Source organism: Plantibacter sp. Leaf1 (assembly GCF_001421315.1).
In the GTDB taxonomy this organism is placed as follows: domain Bacteria; phylum Actinomycetota; class Actinomycetes; order Actinomycetales; family Microbacteriaceae; genus Plantibacter.
In genome coordinates this window covers 1,676,459-1,692,856 of the sequence record NZ_LMJX01000002.1, presented here as the reverse complement: position 1 = coordinate 1,692,856, position 16,398 = coordinate 1,676,459, and the positions used below count along the sequence as shown (strand labels likewise).

Genomic DNA, 16,398 nt, shown 5'->3' with positions numbered 1-16,398 from the left:
GTCAGTAGCCGTCGCCACGCGGGGCGGCACGACGGCCGTCGATGAACCGCTCGGCCAAGCCCTCCGAGGCTCGCGCGAGCAGCGAGACGTCGGCCCCGACGAGGACGAACGACGCGCCGTGGTCGAGGTAGTGCTCCGCCACGACGGGGTCGAAGGCGTTCACGCCGGCCGGCTTCCCAGCGGCGGCAGCGGCGTCGAGCACGCGCTCGACCGCCGCGATCACCGTCGGATGCCCCTGCTGGCCGAGGAGGCCCATGGAGGCCGAGAGGTCGGCCGGCCCCACGAACACCGCGTCCACACCGTCCACCGCGAGGATCTCGGCGGCGTGCTCCACCGCGTCCGCCGACTCGATCTGCACCGTCAGCGACACGGATCCGTTCGCCAGTGACAGATAGTCGTCCACCCGGTTCCAGCGGGACGATCGGGCCAAGGCGCTACCGACCCCGCGGACGCCCTGTGGTGGGTAGCGCACGGCCCGGACGAGCTCGGTGGCCTGAGCGGCGGACTCGACCATGGGCACGATGAGGTTCTGGGCTCCGAGGTCGAGGACCTGCTTGATCACGACGGGATCGCCGAACGGCACCCGCACGAGCGGGCACACCGGGAACGCCGCGACGAGCTGCAGCTGCAGCTGGATGCTCTCGAGCGTGTTCGCGGAGTGCTCGCCGTCGATGAGGAGCAGGTCGAGGCCGCTGCCCGCGGCGATCTCCGCAGCGACCGGACTCCCCGACACCACCCACATGCCCACCAGGGGGCGGTCGGCGGTCCGCAGGCGCTCGCCGAAGGTGGGCGGCAGGGTCATTCGAATCGGCATGTCACGGCTCCCAGTCCCTGGTACTCGGCGTGCACGGTGTCGCCGCGCTCGACCCACATCGGTCTCGTGAAGGACCCGGCGAGGACGATCTCCCCGGCTGCGAGGCTGCCGCTGTGCTGGGCGAGCTTGCCCGCCAGCCACGAGACGCCGAGCGCCGGGTGCCCGAGGACGGCTCCAGCGACGCCCGACTCCTCGATCGTCTGGTTGCGGTAGAGGAGCGCCGAGACCCAGCGGGGGTCGATCGCGTCGGGTCGGACCGGCGTGCCACCCAGCACCATTGCCCCGAGTGCCGCGTTGTCGGCGATCGTGTCGACGATCGTGCGGCCTTCGAGTTCGATGTGGGAGTTGAGGACCTCGAGCGCCGGGACGACGTAGTCGGTCGCGTCGAGCACCTCGAAGATGGAGCAGCCGGGCCCCTGGAGCGGGCGGCCGAGGACGAAGGCGAGCTCGACCTCCACCCGCACGTTGGAGTAGGCGTCGAAGTCGAGCGTGGCGCCGGAGTCGAACACCTGGTCGTCGAAGATCACGCCGTAGTCGGGTTCGGTGATGCCGGTGGCCTGCTGCATCGCCTTGGAGGTGAGGCCGATCTTGTGGCCGACGACGCGGTGTCCGGCGGCGATGCGGCTCTCCGCCCACAGTGCCTGTACGGCGTAGGAGTCCTCGACGTCCATGTCGGGATGGCGGGCGGTGAGGAGCGGGATGATGCTCCGCTCGTCGTGGGCGGTGGCCAGTTCGGCGGCGATCGCCCGGCGTTCGTGATCCTGCATCGGTCCCGTCCTCATCTGCGTCGACTGCGGTCTGCGATCACGATACGGTGCGTCGTCATCGACTGCCTCTTGCGCGTTCCCGACGATTGTATACGATGTGGTGTACATTCTGGCGGCCCAACGACGGGTCGCCACGGACAAAGGGGTCTCGAGACAATGACAACCGCATCTCTGGCGCGGGCGACGACGCCCGCGGAACTCCGCCGGGTGGCCTTCGCCACCGTCATCGGCACCACGGTCGAGTGGTACGACTTCTTCCTCTACGCGAGTGCCGCCGGACTCGTCTTCTCGCAGCTCTTCTTCCAACCGGCCGGTCCGCAGGCGGCGCTCCTGCTGTCGTTCGCGACCGTCGGTGTCAGCTTCCTGTTCCGTCCGCTCGGGGCGTTCGTCGCCGGCCACTTCGGTGACCGGATCGGGCGCAAGCGCATGCTCGTCATCACGCTCTTCCTCATGGGCGCGGCGACGACCCTGATCGGTCTGCTGCCCACCTACGACCAGATCGGCATCCTCGCGCCGGCACTGCTCGTCTTCCTCCGCATCCTCCAGGGGCTGTCCACCGGTGGCGAGTGGGGTGGTGCGGTCCTCATGGCCGTCGAACACGCGCCGACCGGCCGGCGTGGGCGGTTCGGCGCGTTCCCTCAGATCGGCGTGCCCATCGGGCTGCTGCTCGCGTCCGGCATGCTCGCGCTCATGACCGGCGTGATCTCGCCCGGGGCCGCGTTCCTCGAGTGGGGCTGGCGGGTCCCGTTCCTGCTGAGCTTCGTGCTGATCATCGTCGGCTACGTCGTGCGCCGCAAGGTCGACGAGAGCCCCGTCTTCGTCGCCCTCGCGCGGAACAAGGAGCGTCGCCGCGTCCCGATCGTCGAGCTGTTCCGTCACCACTGGCTGCTCGTCCTGCTCGCCGCCCTCACCTTCGCGGGCAACAACGCCGCCGGGTACATGACCACCGGCGGGTACATCCAGAACTACGCGACCACGCCCCTCGCCGACGGCGGCCTCGTCGGGATGGAACGCACACCGGTCCTCCTCGCGGTGACCGGCTCGGCCGTGGTCTGGCTGATCGTCACCTGGTTCGCCGGCTCGTTGTCGGACCGCATCGGGCGACGCAACACGTACATCATCGGCTGGGTCGCGTTCCTCGCCACCGTGTTCGTGCTCTTCCCCCTCGTGAACACGGGCAACCCGGTCCTCCTGTTCCTCGGACTGGCGCTGTTCACGATCGGCAACGGCTTCACCTACGGACCCCAGGCGGCGTACTTCGCCGAGCTGTTCCCCGCGTCCATCCGGTACACCGGCGTCTCGGTCACCTACGCGATCGGTGCGATCCTCGGCGGTGCGTTCGCGCCCACGATCGCGACCTGGCTCGTGCAGCTCACCGGCTCGGCGACGAGCGTCGCGTTCTACATCGCGGGCATGATCGTCATCGCGTTCGCGGCGACGCTGCTCCTCCGCGACCGCACCGGGATCCCGCTCGGTGGCGAGGCCGAGGAGCAGCAGGGTCGCGGCCAGGTGTACGGCACGCGGATGTAGCCGGGCTCAGACCGACGACGCGATGGTCGCGGCCCCCTCGATGAGGCGGGCCGCGATCTCGGTTTCGGGGCGGCTGCTCGCGACGTAGACGACGGCGAGGGCCGCGGCCGGCGACCCGTGCACGGCGAGCGGGACGGCGACGGCACGGAGGCCCGTGATGACCTCGTCGTGGCTCGATGCCCAGCCCCGCTCGCCGACGTCGGTCAGCTCGGCGCGATGTGCGTCGGCGAGGGTGTCGGGCCACTGTGCGAGCGGTAGCCGCGAGGCGATCGCCTTGCCCGGCGCGCCCACACCGATCGGGTGTCGGGTGCCCGGCCGCTGCGCGATCGACCCCATCGCGTGGCGAGGTTCGACGCTGACGAGCGTGACGATCTCGTCGCCGTCGAGCACCGTGAGGAAGCAGGTCATACCGAGTTCGTTGGCGACGGCCGTCAACTCGGGGAGGGCGGCTGCCTGCAGGTCGTGGGAGACGCCGGCGGCGAGGGCGGCCAGTCGGGAGCCGAGGGCGATCCGACCGGCGGTGTCGCGAACGACGAGCCGGTGGTCCTCCAGGGTGCGCAGCAGCCGGTAGGTGACGCTGCGGTGGAGGCCGAGCGCCGTGCTCAGCTCGTCGATCGTCAGTGGTGCCCGGGCGTCGGCGAGGACCTCGAGGATGCGGATGCCGCGCGAGAGCGTCTGCGAATGGGCGCTTCTGGCATCGGTCACCTCTCGACAGTACCCAGTGGCGACGGTCAGGGCGCGGTCGGGTAGGCGACGAACGCGAAGCGGGTACTGTCGGGGGCCCAGCTGTTCACGTTGATCGTGCCCTGGCCGCCGAACACCGGGTACCGGCGGAGCGGGGTCGCCCAGTCGTCGGTCGAGACGAGGCGGACCTCGACGTCGAGGTCGGCCGGGTGCCCGATCGTCCCGGCGGGGAACGCGATGTACGCGGCGAGGCGGGCGTCGGGGGAGAGATGCGGGAACCAGTCGACGGTGTCGCTCGCCACGAGGTGTTCGAGGGTGCCCCCGCCGTCGGGGATGCGGGCGAGCTGCGCGTGACCGGGCTCCGTGCCGAAGTGCTCGGTGTTGCAGAACAGCCATCGGCCGTCGGGCGACCACTCCGGACCGTCGAGGTGCCCGTCGCCGGTGTCGAGGACCGTGACCGGGCCGCCGCCCTCGACCGCCGGGGCGACCGCGAGTCGCCCGGGGTGCTCGAAACCCTCGAGTTCCACGTAGGCGATGCGCGCGCCGTCGGGCGAGACGCCGTGCAGGAAGTGCCAGCTGCCGTCGTCGGCGGTGAGCTTCGTGACGGAGCCGCCGGTGAGGGCCCCGCGGTAGATGTGGCCGTCCATGGCGGAGAGGAGGATGTGCTCGCCGTCGGGGTCGAGCACGTGGTCGTTGTTGAGCTCGGGCAGTCCCGCGAACTCGATCCGGGTCAGGCCCGCACCGGGGTCCTCCACACTCAGCGACCACAGGTGGCCGTTGCCGTTGAGGACCAGCGTGCTCCCGTCGAGGGACCAGTTCGGCGCCTCGACGAGGAGCTCGTCCGTCTCGAACAGGACCTCCGGCTCCGCATCGGAGGGGCCGCCGAGGAGGATTCGGGAACGCTGGCCGGGGGCGAGGGCGCGGAAGGTCATGGGTCCATCGTCCTCCTCCGGGGCGGCGCCCGCACGGCCCGATCGCGGGGTCTTCGTTGTAGCGGCAAGCATTACGCTGGGACCATGACGGACACCCGCTGGCTGAGCGACGCGGAGCAGCGGGACTGGGTGCGGTTCGCGGCCGTCCTCGAGCTCCTCCCCGCTGCCCTCGATCTGCAGCTGACGCGGGACGAACACCTCACCCACTTCGACTACTTCACCCTCGCGATGTTGTCCGAGGCCCCCGAGCGCACGCTCCGCACCTCGGCGCTGGCCGCGCGGACGAACGCGACGCTCCCTCGTCTCTCGCGGGTGCTGACCCGCCTCGAGGGGGAGGGCTTCATCGCACGCTCACCGGTGCTGGAGGACCGGCGCGCGACGAACGTGACGCTCACCGACGCCGGATGGGACAAGGTCGTCCAGGCAGCGCCTGGGCACGTCGGCAACGTCCGCTCACTGGTGCTCGACGCGCTCAGCGCCGAGCAGGTCGAGCAGCTCGGCGCGATCTCCGCGGCCCTCCTGACACGCCTCGACCCCGACGGGCGGATGTTCGCCAGCGAGGCCTGATCTCCGTCGCGCGGGGGATTCCGGCCGGCGCGGCTGGGCGTAGCGTGTCGACGGATGCCACGTGCACCACCGACAGCGTGGCGGATCGGAGCGAACCATGACCGGATCGACCCAGCCCGAACCGGGACCGGAACGAGACGAGGTGCCGGTGGCCGGCCCCGCGTCGTCGGAGCCCACGTCGTCGCAGCCCACGTCGTCCATCGGGGGCTCCACCGCCGTCTGGTACTTCGTCGGCGCCACGTTCCTCTTCGCCGGACCGCTCATCTTCGGCATCAACGACTTCGGGTTCTTCCGGATCATCACCCTCGTCCTCGGGGCGGTCGTCATGGTCGCCGGGTTCGTCGTGCTGCGACGGGAGACCACCAAGCGTTCCTGACCCGCGACGGGTCAGCTCGCGAGGAACGCCCTGACGCCGTCCAGCAGGCGGTCGACGTCCTCGTCCGAGGTGTACGGGGCGACGCCGACGCGCAGGCCGCCGACGTCGTCGAGGCCGAGCGCCGCGAAGGGTTCGACCGCGTAGAACGAGCCCGACGGTGCGAGCACGTCGCGGGCCGCGAGGAAGGCCGAGGCGTCCGCCGAACGTCGACCCGGGAAGGTCATGAAGAGGGTCGCCGTGCGCTCCGCGGCCCGGGAGTGCAGCTCGACGTCGGGGGCGAGGGCGCCGAGTTCCTCCTCGATGCGGGTGCGCAGCGCGAGCTCGCGCTCGTGGACGGACACGGCGGAGGCGACCAGGCGGTCGCGTCGGTTCTCGGCGGCACCGGGGTCGATCGTGGCGAGCACCCCGATGGCCGCGGTCACGCCGGCCAGGAGCTCGTAGGGCAGGGTGCCGAACTCGAAGCGCTCCGGCACCACGTTCGTCGACGGCTGCAGCTTGTCGGGGTGGATCGACTCGAGGAGCGCCGGCGATGCGGCCAGGACGCCGCAGTGCGGGCCGAAGAACTTGTACGGCGAGCAGACGAAGAAGTCGGCGCCGAGCGCGTCGACGTCGACGACGTGGTGCGCCGTGTAGTGGACGCCGTCCACCCAGACGCGCGCGCCTGCCGCGTGCGCCCGGTCGGCGATGGTGCGCACGGGCGGGATGGTGCCGATGAGGTTCGACGCCGCCGTCACAGCGACGAGGCGGGTGCGCTCGCCGAGGGCCGCGTCGAGGGAGTCGAGGTCGAGCTCGCCCGTCGCGGCGTCGAGTTCGATCCACCGGACGGTCGCCCCGGCGTGTTCCGCGGCCTGGATCCAGGGCCGGACGTTCGCGTCGTGGTCGAGGCGGGACACCACGACCTCGTCACCCGCCGACCAGTCGCGGGACAGGTGCTTCGCGAAGTCGTAGGTGAGCTGGGTCGCGCTGCGTCCGAAGACGATCCCGCGCGGGTCAGCGGCGAGGAGGTCGGCGCAGGCGGCTCGGAAGGCGGTGACCGCGTCGTCGGAGCGGCGCTCCGAGGCGACCGAGGTGCCGCGGTTCGAGAGCGGGCCGGTGAGCGTGTCGAGGATCGCCTGCCCCACCGCGAGCGGCGTCTGCGTGCCGCCCGGGCCGTCGAAGTGGGCGATGCCCGAGGCGAGGGAGGGGAACGCGGTCCGGAGTCGTGCGACGTCGAGGGTCATACGTCCATCCTGCCGCGCGCTGAGCGTCGAGGGCGGGAACGACGGGGGAGCAGGCGCGCCGTCGCTTGATACAGTGCGTGTGTGTCCCTGATCATCGCTCCGCCCCGTGTCGGGCGTCTGGAGGTCGTCGGCGTCCCCAACGCCGGCCCGAGAGCACGGTCCATCCGGTCGATCACCTCACCCACGCGGTGAGGACGTCGGCCCCGTCCAGCGCGCTCATCCGAGCCGCCGACGGGGTCGCGCACCCGACATGCCCGCTGCGGCGCTCAGGCGCCCGGAGGGTCTCTCCGCCGTCGCTCCGACGGCCCAGCCGAAACCGGTGAACCACATGATCCCCCTGAACGACTCCCAGATCAGAGCCTCCTTCGTCAACGCCTCACGCAAGGAGGTGAGTGACGTGTCACTGCCCGCCGAGCTCGAGACGATCGACTTCGAGGTCCGCGACTTCCTCGGGTGGCGCGACAAGAAGCTGCCGCGGCGCGCCTATGTCGTGACGGTCGTCGACGGAGCACCCGTCGGCATCCTCCTCCGGCAGGCCGACGCCATGCCACGGACCCGGCCGCAGTGCGCCTGGTGCCAGGACGTGACCCTCAGCAACGACGTCGTCTTCTACAGCTCCAAGCGTGCCGGCCAGGCCGGGAAGAACGGTGACACGGTCGGCACGCTCGTGTGCGCCGAGTTCCAGTGCTCGGCCAACGTGCGCAAGCTGCCGCCGCTCGCCTACGTCGGATTCGACGCGGAGGCCGCGCGCCAGGAGCGCATCGCGACCCTGCAGCAGCGGGCGGTCGCGTTCACCTCGTCCGTGCTCAACGGCGTCGGCTGAGCAGGCCGCACCGCCCGCCGTCCCGTGATCGGGGGCGGTGGGCGGTGCGTCGACGATGTCCAGTGCAGCGCGGCAAAAGTATACTGATAATGGTATAGTTTTGACATGTCGCAGGGAACCTATCGAGATGTCGTGCATGAGATCGCAGCCGACAATTACGGGTATGTGACCACCCGTGATGCGGAGGACGCCGGTGTCCCGAAGGTCGAGTTGGTGAAGCTCGCTACACGCAACAGGTTCGCGCACATCGCGTACGGGTTGTACCGCGACGAGACCATCCCGCACACCCCGCTGGACGAATACGCGGAGGCGACGCTGCGCGCAGGAGAGGGTGCGTTCCTGCGCGGGGAGACGGTTCTTGCGCTCCTCGGCCTCGCGGATGTGAACCCGAAGACCATCTCCGTCGCAACTCCTCGGCGTACTCGGCGTACGGTACCCGATCGAATCGCCATCACCCGGGCTCCTGCGGATGCGAGGCCGACGATGTACGAGGGCATCGCGGCGCAGCCCGTCGTGGATGCGCTCCTCGAATGCCGGGGGCGTGTCCAGACTGGTCGGCTCCGTGAAGCCGCCGACCAAGCGCGTGCGGAGGGCTACCTGACGACCGCGGAGCTCGCGCGCGTGCGAACGGCGCTGGACGTATGACGTACGACAGTGTCCCGCCGAGCCTCCGTTCACTCCGTCAGCGGGTCGCGAACCTCGAAGGCGACGACGGGCTGGTGAACAGGCGTACCGTTGCGATGGCACTCGTCGTGGTCGGTCAGATGCTTCCAGCCGGGGCCATCAAGGGTGGGAGCGCGATGGCGCTCCGATACGGTCGGGCCACCCGATTCACGAGGGATCTCGATGCTGCGCGATCGGGCACCCTGGCGGAGTTCGTCAGCGAGTTCGAGGAACGGTTGCGCAACGGGTGGGCGGGATTCACCGGGCGACTCATCGAGCGCACGCCACCGAAACCGGCCGGGGTTCCGGCGACATACGTCATGCAGCCGTTCGACGTGAAACTCGATTATCGGGGCAGGCCGTGGTGCACCGTCACGTTCGAGCTCGGTCACAACGAGATCGGCGACGCCGACGAGCCCGAGATCGTGCTCTCGGATGACCTCGCGGACCTGTTCGAAGCGGTCGGACTTCCCCGCCCGGAGCCGGTCCACGTGATGCGCAGCGACCATCAGATCGCGCAGAAGCTCCACGCAGCGACCGGGGTCGACAGCCAGCGCGCACACGACCTCATCGACTTGCAGCTCCTCGATCGCGAGGAAGACCTCGACTTGGAACTGGTGCGCGAGACGTGCACGCGACTGTTCGCCTACCGCGGCGGGCACGAATGGCCGCCTCTCGTCGTCGTGAACGCCGACTGGGACACGTTGTACGAAACGGCTGCAGACGGGGTCGAGGTCCTGCCGGATGCCGAGGCTGCCGCAGTGTGGGCGAACGACTTCATTCGCCGAATCGACGCGGCGACGGCTGAGGCTGCAATCTGACAGTGACCCGTCCCGATCCGTTCATCGAGCGTATGGCTGCTCGCGCGTACGCCACCGGCCGCGCCCCGAGTTGAACCGACCGCATCGCCCGCCGTCCCCGTGACCGGGGGCGGCGGGCGGTGCGTAGCCAGCGGGTTCGTCGTCCGGCGGTCTACGCCGCGAGGAGGGCGTCGATCTGGCCCATCGCCTGTCCCATGCCCTCCTCCATGCCCATTGCCAGCAGCTGCTCGAGCTGTTCGAGGCTGTCGAAGCGGTTCTCGATGGTCATGCGCGTGCCGGTCCCGAGGGCCTCGAGCGTGACGGTGGCGTGCACGACGCCCATCCCCTCCTGGCGTGCGCCGTGTTCGTCGGCGAACCCGTCCTCGTAGCTCAGGGAGTCGGGCGCCCGGACCGCGGTGATCTCCCACCAGCCGTGCGCGCGCTCGCCGTCCGGCCCGGTCATGAAATACGCGGACTCGGACCCCGGGGTCAGGGCGTGCTGCGTGAACGTGGCCGGCCAGGTCGGTGGTCCCCACCAGCGCTCCAGCTGACGCGGGTCCTCCCAGATCTCCCAGACACGCGTCGGCGGTGCGTCGAACTCGGCGACGAAGGTCAAGGTGAGCTGGTCGAGGTCCTTCTCGGCGGTGAGCGTACTCATGGTCCAGTCCTGCTTCCGGTCGGTGTGTCAGGGGGTGTTCGGTGTGTCGCCGCGCTCCGGACCGTCCTCGGCGAGGATCGCTCCGATGCGCAGCGCCCGTTGGTTCCAGACGTCCGCGTAGGCGTCCAGGAGGCGGGCGGATCGCTGCACGGTCCTGACGTCGCCGTGCACGATCTGCTGTCGGCCGCGTCGTTCCTTCGTCACGAGTGCAGCCCGTTCGAGGACGGCGACGTGCTTCTGGACGGCGGCGAACGACATCTCGTACTGCTCGGCGAGCGACGTCACCGACTGCTCCCTGGCGAGCACCCTCGTGAGGATGTCCCGTCGGGTCGCGTCGGCGAGCGCGTGGAAGAGGCGGTCCACCTCGTCGGCGGGCAGCTCCGGTCCTGCGTCAGTTTGTACAACCATTTGGTTGTAGGTTACGCGGCCCGCCATGGGCGGCGCAAGCCCCTGATCGGCGGCGCGCCGTGCGCCGAGCGCCGCGCTCCAGTACGGTTCGAGCAGGTGCGTGAGGCGTACCGACGCGGCGGGAGGGCGGACGAGTGGGCGATCGGCGAGGTCAGCGGACACTGACGACACGGGGATGGCACGACTTCTGGGCGAAGGGTGGCGTCTGGCGCTCGTTCGTGCTGGCCGTCGTCTACCTGGCGCTCTACCTCGGGGCGGGCCGACTCATCGAGCTGGTGTTCGGCGACCAGATCGGTGCGGACCTCTTCGCGACACCGCAGAGCGTGTTCTTCGGGCTCATGCTGCCGCTCATCGTCGGGTCGCTCCTGCTCACGGCCTTCGTCCTCTCCGTCGGTTGGTTCCGTGAGCTGTTCGCCCGGCAGCCGATCCGCGGTCGCTGGTGGATGTGGGTCGCGCCCGCTCTGATCCTCGCCGCCATCGTCCTCCGACTCCTCGGCATCGACTACGGGAGTTACCAGGGCTCCGTGGTCGTGGTCGCGATGCTCTCCGGGATCTTCATCGGGTTCGCCGAGGAACTCCTCACCCGCGGCATCGTCGTGAAGATGCTCCGCGACGCCGGAAGCTCCGAGTGGATCGTGATGGTGATCTCCTCGCTGGTGTTCGCGCTGCTCCACTCCGCCAACCTGCTGTCGGGCCAACCGCTCACCACCGTGCTCGTCACCGTCGTCTACACCTTCGGGTTCGGCGTGTGCATGTACCTGACGCTCCGCGCGACCGGCAACCTCGTCTGGCCGATGCTGCTCCACGCCCTCTTCGACCCGACCCTCTTCCTCTCCACCGGTGGCATCGACCACGCGGGTGCGGCGGCCGGGCAGAACGTCTTCCTGACGATCGCCGGCCCCGCCAACCTCGTCATCATGCTGGTGGCCGTCGTCGGGCTCGTCTTGGTCCGAGGACACGTGCAGGCCCGTCCCGTCGACGACGTGCTCCGGCCGTAGCGACGTGCCGCGCTCGGTACGCTCGACACGATGACCACCGTGCGGCAGTACCCGTCGACGATCGCAGCGCCGGTCGAGCACGAGCTCGTCGTCAAGAAGTCGCGGTTCATCGGGCTCGCGCACCCGGTCTCCTCCCCGGACGACGCCGAGCAGGTCATCGCCCGCGTGAAGAAGCATGCCTGGGATGCCCGGCACCACTGCGTCGCGATGGTCACCGGGCTGCTCGGTGACCAGGCGAGGTCCTCCGACGACGGCGAACCGTCCGGTACCGCCGGCATGCCCATCCTCGAGGTCCTGCGCCGACGGGAGCTGACCGACGTCGTCGTGGTCGTCACGAGGTACTTCGGCGGCGTCAAGCTCGGTGCCGGCGGCCTCGTGCGCGCCTACTCCTCAGCGGCATCCGAGACGCTCGACCTCGCGACGATCGTGCGCCGAGAGACCCTCACCCAGGCGACCCTCGTCGTGCCCCACGCCGACGCCGGTAGCTACGACCACCTGCTCCGGGACTGGGCCCAGGGCAACGGCGCGACGCTCGGTGAGACGCGGTACGCGGCTCGGGCCGAGTTGGAACTGTGGGTGCCGCGGGCCAATCTCGCGCGGCTCGAGGCGGACATCGCGTCGGCCTCCAACGGCTCGCTCGCGGTCACAGTGGGCGAGGAGCGCGTCGTCGACGTCCCGGGCGCGTCCTGACCCCTCACCGATAGGGTCGCAGCATGCACACCGACGTGACCCGCATCGCCGGGCTTCCCGACCTCACCTGGACCTCGACCACCGGCCACGCCGACTACGACGCCGACGCCGGAGCGCTGACGATGACCTCCGCCGCGCAGGTGGACTGGAGCAACAGCTCCCGCGGCGGCCCGCAGGAGCTCGGGGCGACGGCGCTCGCGTTCGCAGCGCCCGAGCGGTTCACGTTGTCGGCCCGCATCGCCGTCGTGAGCGAGCGCAGCACCTTCGACGCCGGGGCCATCGCGCTCTGGGTGGACGGCGACCACTGGGCGAAACTCTGCTTCGAGCAGTCGCCGCAGGGGCAGGCGATGGTGGTCAGCGTCGTGACCAACACCTGGTCGGACGACGTGAACTCGACGCCCGTCGACGACGACGCGGTGTGGATGCGCGTCAGCCGGCTGGGCGAGGCGTGGGCGTTCCACAGTTCGACCGACGGGGTGCGCTGGGACTTCGTCCGACTGTTCCGACTCCACACCGACGCCCCGGTGCAGGTGGGCTTCCTGTCGCAGGCGCCGGTCGGTCCGCCGTGCACGGCACGCTTCGACGACATCGTGCTCGGCGACGAGCCGCCGTCGGACCTCCGCGACGGCAGCTGAGGGAGGCTCGGCCGCGCTTCGGCTGCGCTGCGGCGTCGCTCCGCTTGCGATTGGGAACCTATCTTCCTAGAGTGATCGCATGGCACGCAGACGACCCGGCACGCTCTTCCCGCTCGAGCTCGACATCCTCGACGTCGGCACGGTGCTGCAGTCCGCGGACGGCAGCTTCTACGGGTTCGCGATCGCGAAGCAGCTCGCCGCGGGTGGCGACGGCGGCCTCACCGCCCACGGCACCCTGTACAAGGCGCTGTCCCGGATGACCGAGGCCGGCCTCATCGAGGCGAGCTGGGAGGACCCGGCGGTCGCCGAGGGAGAGGGTAGGCCACGCCGCCGGCTCTACCGGGTCACCGGCGAAGGCGCGACCGCTCGCGACCGGGAGCACGCCCGGCTCGCGAGCGAGGCGGCTGCCACAGCACGCCCGGCCGGCGCCGCCTGGTCGCAGACGCCGGGGGTCATCGCGTGAGCGCCCTCCGGACACCCCAGTACCGCACGGCCTCGCGGCGGGTGCTCGGCTGGTGCGGTTGGTACACCCGCGACCTCGTGCCCGAAGTGGCCGGCGAGCGTCGGGACGAGATCGCCTCCGACCTCCACGAGCATGCGGTCTGGGCGGACGCGGAGGGGATTCCACCGACGCGACTGCGCCGCGACATCCTGCTGCGTGCCGTCCGCGGTATCCCGCACGACCTGTCCTGGCGCTCCGGACAACTGCGTGCCGGCCGCGGCCTCGACCCGGTGTCGCTCGGCACGAGACGCACCGGGAACGTCCTCACCGCCCTCGTCCTGTGCGGCGGCGTCATGGTCGCGGCAGCCGCGGTCTTCCTCCTCGTCCGCGTGGTCCGCGCGCTCTGGATCGGGGACGTCGTCGAAGCGCCGATCGGAGCGGTCGGGGTGGCGCTCGCCGCACTGCTGGCCGTGGTCGGGCTCCTGCTCGCGATGCGTCAGCGGTCGCGGTGGCTCGGATCGGCGGTGCTGGCCCAGGCCGCCGCGCTCGTCGGCCTGCTCGCCGGAGACATCCTGTACCGCGTCAGCGCGACAGGTGTCCTCCTGATCTCCCGGCTGAGTTCCCACAGTGGTGGCCTCGAACCCTGGTGGGTGCTGAGTCTGTCCATCGGCGTCGGTGCAGCGCTCGGCTTCATCGGTGCCGCCGTGTGGTGGTGGCCGGGTGGCCGACGGGTGGTCGGGCGGGACGCCGACGGGTCCGGACGGATGCAGGGGGCGTCGGCATGACGCAGGACGGGATCGAGGAGTCGACCACTCCAAGGCCTGCCGGAGCGATCCGTCGTCGGATCGGACTCGGCATCGCGATGAGCGGCGTGCTCGCGGTCGTGGCCGGAGGGGTGTTCGTCGGTGTCACCAACGCCCGAGCAGCGGCCGACGACGCTCGGTCGATGGAGGCGGTGGCCGAGGCGGCGGCGTCGATCGACGAGCTCCCACCCGTCGAGCCCGTGGTTCCCGCCGACCCTTCGCAGGATCCCGGCGCACCGGTGTCGCCCGCCGCCGGCGTCGACTACTCGAAGACCCCCGAGGGATGGTTCGACGCCACCACCGACCCGGCCGACGTCGTGATCCCGCCGACCGACGACCGGGGTGAGCCGAGCACCGGGATCTGGGAGAAGCAGCGGCAGATCACCGCGAAATGCATGGCGGATCAGGGGTTCTGGTACGCGTGGACGAACGACCGCGCGCTGGCCGACCCGACGCGCGGGATGATCCTCTCCGACGACAGTCCGGCCGCCGAATTGGCACAGTACGGGGACACCCCGCTCGGGGATGCCTACGACTGGACGCGGGCCGGGTGCAACGGCTACGCCGTCCACGTCACCGGGATGGACGACGCCAACTGACGGGACCGGCGTCGGAGCCCGGTGCTAGCGTCGCTCGCATGAGAATCCTGTTGATCGGCGCGAGTGGACACATCGGACGAGCGGCGGAGGCCGCGCTGGGCGACCGGCACGAGGTGATCGCGGTGTCGCGGTCGACGTCGCCAGCGGTGGACACGACGGACGAGGCCTCGATCGAAGCGCTGTTCGCGGAGGTCGGTGAGGTCGACGCCGTGATCGTCGCCGTCGGGTCCGTGCGGTTCAAGCCGCTCGACGCCCTCACCCGCGACGACTACCGTGCCGCATTCCTCGGCAAGGTGTTGAGCCAGCTCGACGTCGTGCGGATCGGGACCCCGTTCGTCCGGGACGGCGGCTCGTTCACCCTCACCACGGGCATCCTCGCCCGCGAGGCGATCGCGAGCGGTGCCGCCGCGTCGATGGCCAACGGTGCGCTCGAGTCGTTCGTGATCGGTGCCGCCGTCGAACTGCCTCGCGGCATCCGCATCAACGCCGTCAGCCCGACGGTCCTCGCCGACGCCCCCGGGTACCACGACACCTTCCCCGGCTTCCTCCCGGTCTCCTCCGAGGTGGTCGGCCTCGCCTTCGTCAAGGCCGTCGAGGGCGTCGGAACCGGCCGGGTGCTCGCGCTCGACTGACCGCGCTGTGCCGCTGAGCGGTGGCGATCCGGCGGTCGGTCAGCGGCCGGAGGACAGAGCGGCGGCCAGTTCGACGCGGCTCGCGACACCGAGCTTCCGCAGCACGTTGGCGATGTGGAACTTCACCGTGTTCTCGCTGATGGTGAGGGCTTCGGCGATCGCACGGTTCCGTGCGCCGCCGGCGGCCAGCTCGGCCACGCTCCACTCGCGTTCCGTCAGCGCCGCCGCTGCACCGGAACGGCTCTGCGCGGCGGGAGGTGGGTCGAGGGGGAGTGACACGTGCAGTTCGGATCCCCAGCCGGGCGTCGCCTGCACCTGCAGATCGCCACGCAACGCCGTGACGCGCGCACCGAGCTGCTGCACGCTCGGGGTGTCGATCGTCAGCTCGCCCGGGCCGTCGTCGCGGATGCCGATGAGGAGGTTGCTGCCGTCGCAGTCCCACTGCACCCGCACGCGTCCGACGGTCGACTGCTCCACGAGCGCCAGTACCGTCCCGCGGACGATGGCTCGTCCGGCGTGCGCGACCTCGCCCGGGAGCGCCCGACCGTCGACGGGTGGCTCGATGAACTGCACCTCCGGGCCGCCGAAGCGGGCGAGCGGACGGAGGTCGTCCTTCAGGCGCGCGAACGCCTGCGCGACGGGTTCCGAGGCGAGCTGGCGGTCGCGGTCGGAGACGGCGCGGAGCTGGACCATGGCCGCCGACGCGATCTCCGTGACCGCCCGGCGCGCGTCCTCCGCTGTGGTCTGCCGCGACCGGGTGACGGCGAGGATCGACTCGAGGGTCGTCGCGTGGGCGTCGGTCAGCTCGGCGATCGCGTCCGCCCGCTCGCTCGATGCGGCGCGCGAGTCGCGGAGGTAGTCGGGAGCCGCGGTGGTGACCTGCTGTCGGATCTCGGCCGCGACGATCTCCCAGAGCGCGCCGATGAGGGAGTCGTCGATCGGTCCTCGGGGGTCGGTCAGGACGAGGAGCGCCCCGGTGTCGGCCAGCCAGGCAGCGATGGGCCGTTCCGCTCCGGCGATGACGGCGGTCGTCGGGCGGTCGGTGGGCGCCGCGTGCGCTGAAGCGTCCCGCCGACGCGGCGTGCGCTGCCGGACGGCGTCCAGCTCGGCGATGGTGACGCCCTCGACGATCGACGGGTCGCCCGCCTTCTTGCGCGGACGCCCGGTGCAGTCCTCGGTGAAGATGACGAGGGCTGAGTGCTGGACGACGGGTTCGAGGACCGCCCGGAAGGCGCCGGCGATGCGGAGCAGCGAGCTGGACGCGACGACGGCCATCCCCTGCAGCAGTTCGATCGGGTAGGTGTCTCGGTGTCCGTCCATCGTCGAACCCTACCCCAGCCCGTCCGACCCACCCGTT

Annotated in this window: 21 protein-coding genes; 13 read left to right on the top strand and 8 right to left on the bottom strand. The window is 70.7% G+C overall.

Translation table 11 applies throughout. The features are described 5' to 3' along the window. Nucleotide 1: 1 nt before the first annotated feature. Entirely contained in the window at nucleotides 2–814 is an 813-nt protein-coding gene (locus ASE44_RS10185) for an HpcH/HpaI aldolase/citrate lyase family protein (protein WP_056779440.1), read from the bottom strand. Further along, nucleotides 799–1,581: a 2-keto-4-pentenoate hydratase gene (locus ASE44_RS10180; RefSeq protein WP_056779438.1), complete on the bottom strand. Its 783-nt coding sequence runs from the start codon at nucleotides 1,579–1,581 to the stop codon at nucleotides 799–801. Before ASE44_RS10180 ends, ASE44_RS10185 begins: the two co-directional genes overlap by 16 nt. Nucleotides 1,582–1,737: 156 nt before the next feature. On the opposite strand from ASE44_RS10180, the gene ASE44_RS10175 reads away from it, so the two are divergent. After that, the gene (locus ASE44_RS10175) at nucleotides 1,738–3,111 is read left to right on the top strand and encodes an MFS transporter (protein WP_056779436.1); all 1,374 of its coding nucleotides are present in this window, start codon (nucleotides 1,738–1,740) and stop codon (nucleotides 3,109–3,111) included. Nucleotides 3,112–3,117: 6 nt separating this feature from the next. Here the strand turns inward: ASE44_RS10175 and ASE44_RS10170 are convergent, their stop codons facing one another. Together ASE44_RS10170 and ASE44_RS10165 are read right to left on the bottom strand one after the other, a co-directional pair. Next, complete coding sequence (locus ASE44_RS10170) at nucleotides 3,118–3,816, bottom strand: IclR family transcriptional regulator (protein ID WP_056779434.1); 699 nt, start codon at nucleotides 3,814–3,816, stop codon at nucleotides 3,118–3,120. Between the two features lie 26 nt (nucleotides 3,817–3,842). Beyond that, on the bottom strand, nucleotides 3,843–4,727 hold the full coding sequence (locus tag ASE44_RS10165; RefSeq protein WP_056779431.1) for a PD40 domain-containing protein: 885 nt from the start codon (nucleotides 4,725–4,727) through the stop codon (nucleotides 3,843–3,845). Between the two features lie 84 nt (nucleotides 4,728–4,811). Here ASE44_RS10165 and ASE44_RS10160 point away from each other — a divergent pair, with 84 nt between their 5' ends. After that, entirely contained in the window at nucleotides 4,812–5,294 is a 483-nt protein-coding gene (locus ASE44_RS10160; RefSeq protein ID WP_056009170.1) for a MarR family winged helix-turn-helix transcriptional regulator, read from the top strand. A gap of 97 nt (nucleotides 5,295–5,391) precedes the next feature. Further along, a complete protein-coding gene (locus tag ASE44_RS10155; protein WP_056779428.1) occupies nucleotides 5,392–5,670 on the top strand; it encodes a hypothetical protein in 279 nt (92 codons plus the stop codon). A gap of 11 nt (nucleotides 5,671–5,681) precedes the next feature. On the opposite strand, the gene ASE44_RS10150 is transcribed toward ASE44_RS10155, so the two are convergent. Beyond that, nucleotides 5,682–6,890 (bottom strand): cysteine desulfurase-like protein, encoded by a 1,209-nt coding sequence (locus tag ASE44_RS10150; protein ID WP_056779425.1) that lies wholly within the window; start codon nucleotides 6,888–6,890, stop codon nucleotides 5,682–5,684. A 328-nt stretch (nucleotides 6,891–7,218) separates the two neighbouring features. On the opposite strand from ASE44_RS10150, the gene ASE44_RS10145 reads away from it, so the two are divergent. From ASE44_RS10145 to ASE44_RS10135, 3 genes are all read left to right on the top strand, one after another. After that, nucleotides 7,219–7,713 carry an FBP domain-containing protein gene (locus tag ASE44_RS10145; RefSeq protein WP_056779422.1) on the top strand — a complete coding sequence of 165 codons (495 nt, stop codon included), beginning with the start codon at nucleotides 7,219–7,221 and terminating at the stop codon, nucleotides 7,711–7,713. Nucleotides 7,714–7,818: 105 nt separating this feature from the next. Beyond that, a complete protein-coding gene (locus tag ASE44_RS10140; RefSeq protein ID WP_056009160.1) occupies nucleotides 7,819–8,358 on the top strand; it encodes a hypothetical protein in 540 nt (179 codons plus the stop codon). Beyond that, nucleotides 8,355–9,197 carry a nucleotidyl transferase AbiEii/AbiGii toxin family protein gene (locus tag ASE44_RS10135; RefSeq protein ID WP_056009158.1) on the top strand — a complete coding sequence of 281 codons (843 nt, stop codon included), beginning with the start codon at nucleotides 8,355–8,357 and terminating at the stop codon, nucleotides 9,195–9,197. The genes ASE44_RS10140 and ASE44_RS10135 overlap by 4 nt, the downstream gene beginning before the upstream one ends. Before the next feature lie 151 nt (nucleotides 9,198–9,348). On the opposite strand, the gene ASE44_RS10130 is transcribed toward ASE44_RS10135, so the two are convergent. Further along, nucleotides 9,349–9,834, bottom strand: coding sequence for an SRPBCC domain-containing protein (locus tag ASE44_RS10130; RefSeq protein ID WP_056779419.1), 486 nt, complete (start codon nucleotides 9,832–9,834; stop codon nucleotides 9,349–9,351). A gap of 27 nt (nucleotides 9,835–9,861) precedes the next feature. Next, nucleotides 9,862–10,242: a metalloregulator ArsR/SmtB family transcription factor gene (locus ASE44_RS10125; protein ID WP_056779417.1), complete on the bottom strand. Its 381-nt coding sequence runs from the start codon at nucleotides 10,240–10,242 to the stop codon at nucleotides 9,862–9,864. A 134-nt stretch (nucleotides 10,243–10,376) separates the two neighbouring features. Between ASE44_RS10125 and ASE44_RS10120 the strand changes: the two genes are divergently transcribed. From ASE44_RS10120 to ASE44_RS10090, 7 genes are all read left to right on the top strand, one after another. Next, nucleotides 10,377–11,240: a CPBP family intramembrane glutamic endopeptidase gene (locus ASE44_RS10120; RefSeq protein ID WP_056779414.1), complete on the top strand. Its 864-nt coding sequence runs from the start codon at nucleotides 10,377–10,379 to the stop codon at nucleotides 11,238–11,240. A 30-nt stretch (nucleotides 11,241–11,270) separates the two neighbouring features. Further along, nucleotides 11,271–11,930 (top strand): YigZ family protein, encoded by a 660-nt coding sequence (locus ASE44_RS10115; protein ID WP_056779410.1) that lies wholly within the window; start codon nucleotides 11,271–11,273, stop codon nucleotides 11,928–11,930. Between the two features lie 23 nt (nucleotides 11,931–11,953). Beyond that, nucleotides 11,954–12,565, top strand: coding sequence for a DUF1349 domain-containing protein (locus ASE44_RS10110; RefSeq protein ID WP_056779407.1), 612 nt, complete (start codon nucleotides 11,954–11,956; stop codon nucleotides 12,563–12,565). A 79-nt stretch (nucleotides 12,566–12,644) separates the two neighbouring features. Further along, on the top strand, nucleotides 12,645–13,028 hold the full coding sequence (locus ASE44_RS10105) for a PadR family transcriptional regulator (protein WP_056779402.1): 384 nt from the start codon (nucleotides 12,645–12,647) through the stop codon (nucleotides 13,026–13,028). Beyond that, nucleotides 13,025–13,792, top strand: coding sequence for a hypothetical protein (locus tag ASE44_RS10100; RefSeq protein WP_157579857.1), 768 nt, complete (start codon nucleotides 13,025–13,027; stop codon nucleotides 13,790–13,792). The genes ASE44_RS10105 and ASE44_RS10100 overlap by 4 nt, the downstream gene beginning before the upstream one ends. Continuing rightward, nucleotides 13,789–14,409 carry a hypothetical protein gene (locus tag ASE44_RS10095; RefSeq protein WP_056779397.1) on the top strand — a complete coding sequence of 207 codons (621 nt, stop codon included), beginning with the start codon at nucleotides 13,789–13,791 and terminating at the stop codon, nucleotides 14,407–14,409. The genes ASE44_RS10100 and ASE44_RS10095 overlap by 4 nt, the downstream gene beginning before the upstream one ends. Nucleotides 14,410–14,447: 38 nt before the next feature. Further along, nucleotides 14,448–15,041, top strand: coding sequence for a short chain dehydrogenase (locus ASE44_RS10090; protein ID WP_056779394.1), 594 nt, complete (start codon nucleotides 14,448–14,450; stop codon nucleotides 15,039–15,041). 39 nt (nucleotides 15,042–15,080) lie between these two features. Here ASE44_RS10090 and ASE44_RS10085 read toward each other — a convergent pair whose 3' ends face one another. Continuing rightward, nucleotides 15,081–16,361, bottom strand: a complete 1,281-nt coding sequence (locus ASE44_RS10085) for a LuxR C-terminal-related transcriptional regulator (protein WP_056779392.1) — start codon at nucleotides 16,359–16,361, stop codon at nucleotides 15,081–15,083. Nucleotides 16,362–16,398 lie beyond the last annotated feature (37 nt).

Coding starts and splice junctions, on each gene's coding strand:
- ASE44_RS10185 (WP_056779440.1), bottom strand. CDS start 814: ATGCCGATTCGAATGACCCTGCCGCCCACCTTCGGCGAGCGCCTGCGG.
- ASE44_RS10180 (WP_056779438.1), bottom strand. CDS start 1,581: ATGCAGGATCACGAACGCCGGGCGATCGCCGCCGAACTGGCCACCGCC.
- ASE44_RS10175 (WP_056779436.1), top strand. CDS start 1,738: ATGACAACCGCATCTCTGGCGCGGGCGACGACGCCCGCGGAACTCCGC.
- ASE44_RS10165 (WP_056779431.1), bottom strand. CDS start 4,727: ATGACCTTCCGCGCCCTCGCCCCCGGCCAGCGTTCCCGAATCCTCCTC.
- ASE44_RS10160 (WP_056009170.1), top strand. CDS start 4,812: ATGACGGACACCCGCTGGCTGAGCGACGCGGAGCAGCGGGACTGGGTG.
- ASE44_RS10155 (WP_056779428.1), top strand. CDS start 5,392: ATGACCGGATCGACCCAGCCCGAACCGGGACCGGAACGAGACGAGGTG.
- ASE44_RS10150 (WP_056779425.1), bottom strand. CDS start 6,890: ATGACCCTCGACGTCGCACGACTCCGGACCGCGTTCCCCTCCCTCGCC.
- ASE44_RS10145 (WP_056779422.1), top strand. CDS start 7,219: ATGATCCCCCTGAACGACTCCCAGATCAGAGCCTCCTTCGTCAACGCC.
- ASE44_RS10140 (WP_056009160.1), top strand. CDS start 7,819: ATGTCGCAGGGAACCTATCGAGATGTCGTGCATGAGATCGCAGCCGAC.
- ASE44_RS10135 (WP_056009158.1), top strand. CDS start 8,355: ATGACGTACGACAGTGTCCCGCCGAGCCTCCGTTCACTCCGTCAGCGG.
- ASE44_RS10130 (WP_056779419.1), bottom strand. CDS start 9,834: ATGAGTACGCTCACCGCCGAGAAGGACCTCGACCAGCTCACCTTGACC.
- ASE44_RS10125 (WP_056779417.1), bottom strand. CDS start 10,242: ATGGTTGTACAAACTGACGCAGGACCGGAGCTGCCCGCCGACGAGGTG.
- ASE44_RS10115 (WP_056779410.1), top strand. CDS start 11,271: ATGACCACCGTGCGGCAGTACCCGTCGACGATCGCAGCGCCGGTCGAG.
- ASE44_RS10110 (WP_056779407.1), top strand. CDS start 11,954: ATGCACACCGACGTGACCCGCATCGCCGGGCTTCCCGACCTCACCTGG.
- ASE44_RS10105 (WP_056779402.1), top strand. CDS start 12,645: ATGGCACGCAGACGACCCGGCACGCTCTTCCCGCTCGAGCTCGACATC.
- ASE44_RS10095 (WP_056779397.1), top strand. CDS start 13,789: ATGACGCAGGACGGGATCGAGGAGTCGACCACTCCAAGGCCTGCCGGA.
- ASE44_RS10090 (WP_056779394.1), top strand. CDS start 14,448: ATGAGAATCCTGTTGATCGGCGCGAGTGGACACATCGGACGAGCGGCG.
- ASE44_RS10085 (WP_056779392.1), bottom strand. CDS start 16,361: ATGGACGGACACCGAGACACCTACCCGATCGAACTGCTGCAGGGGATG.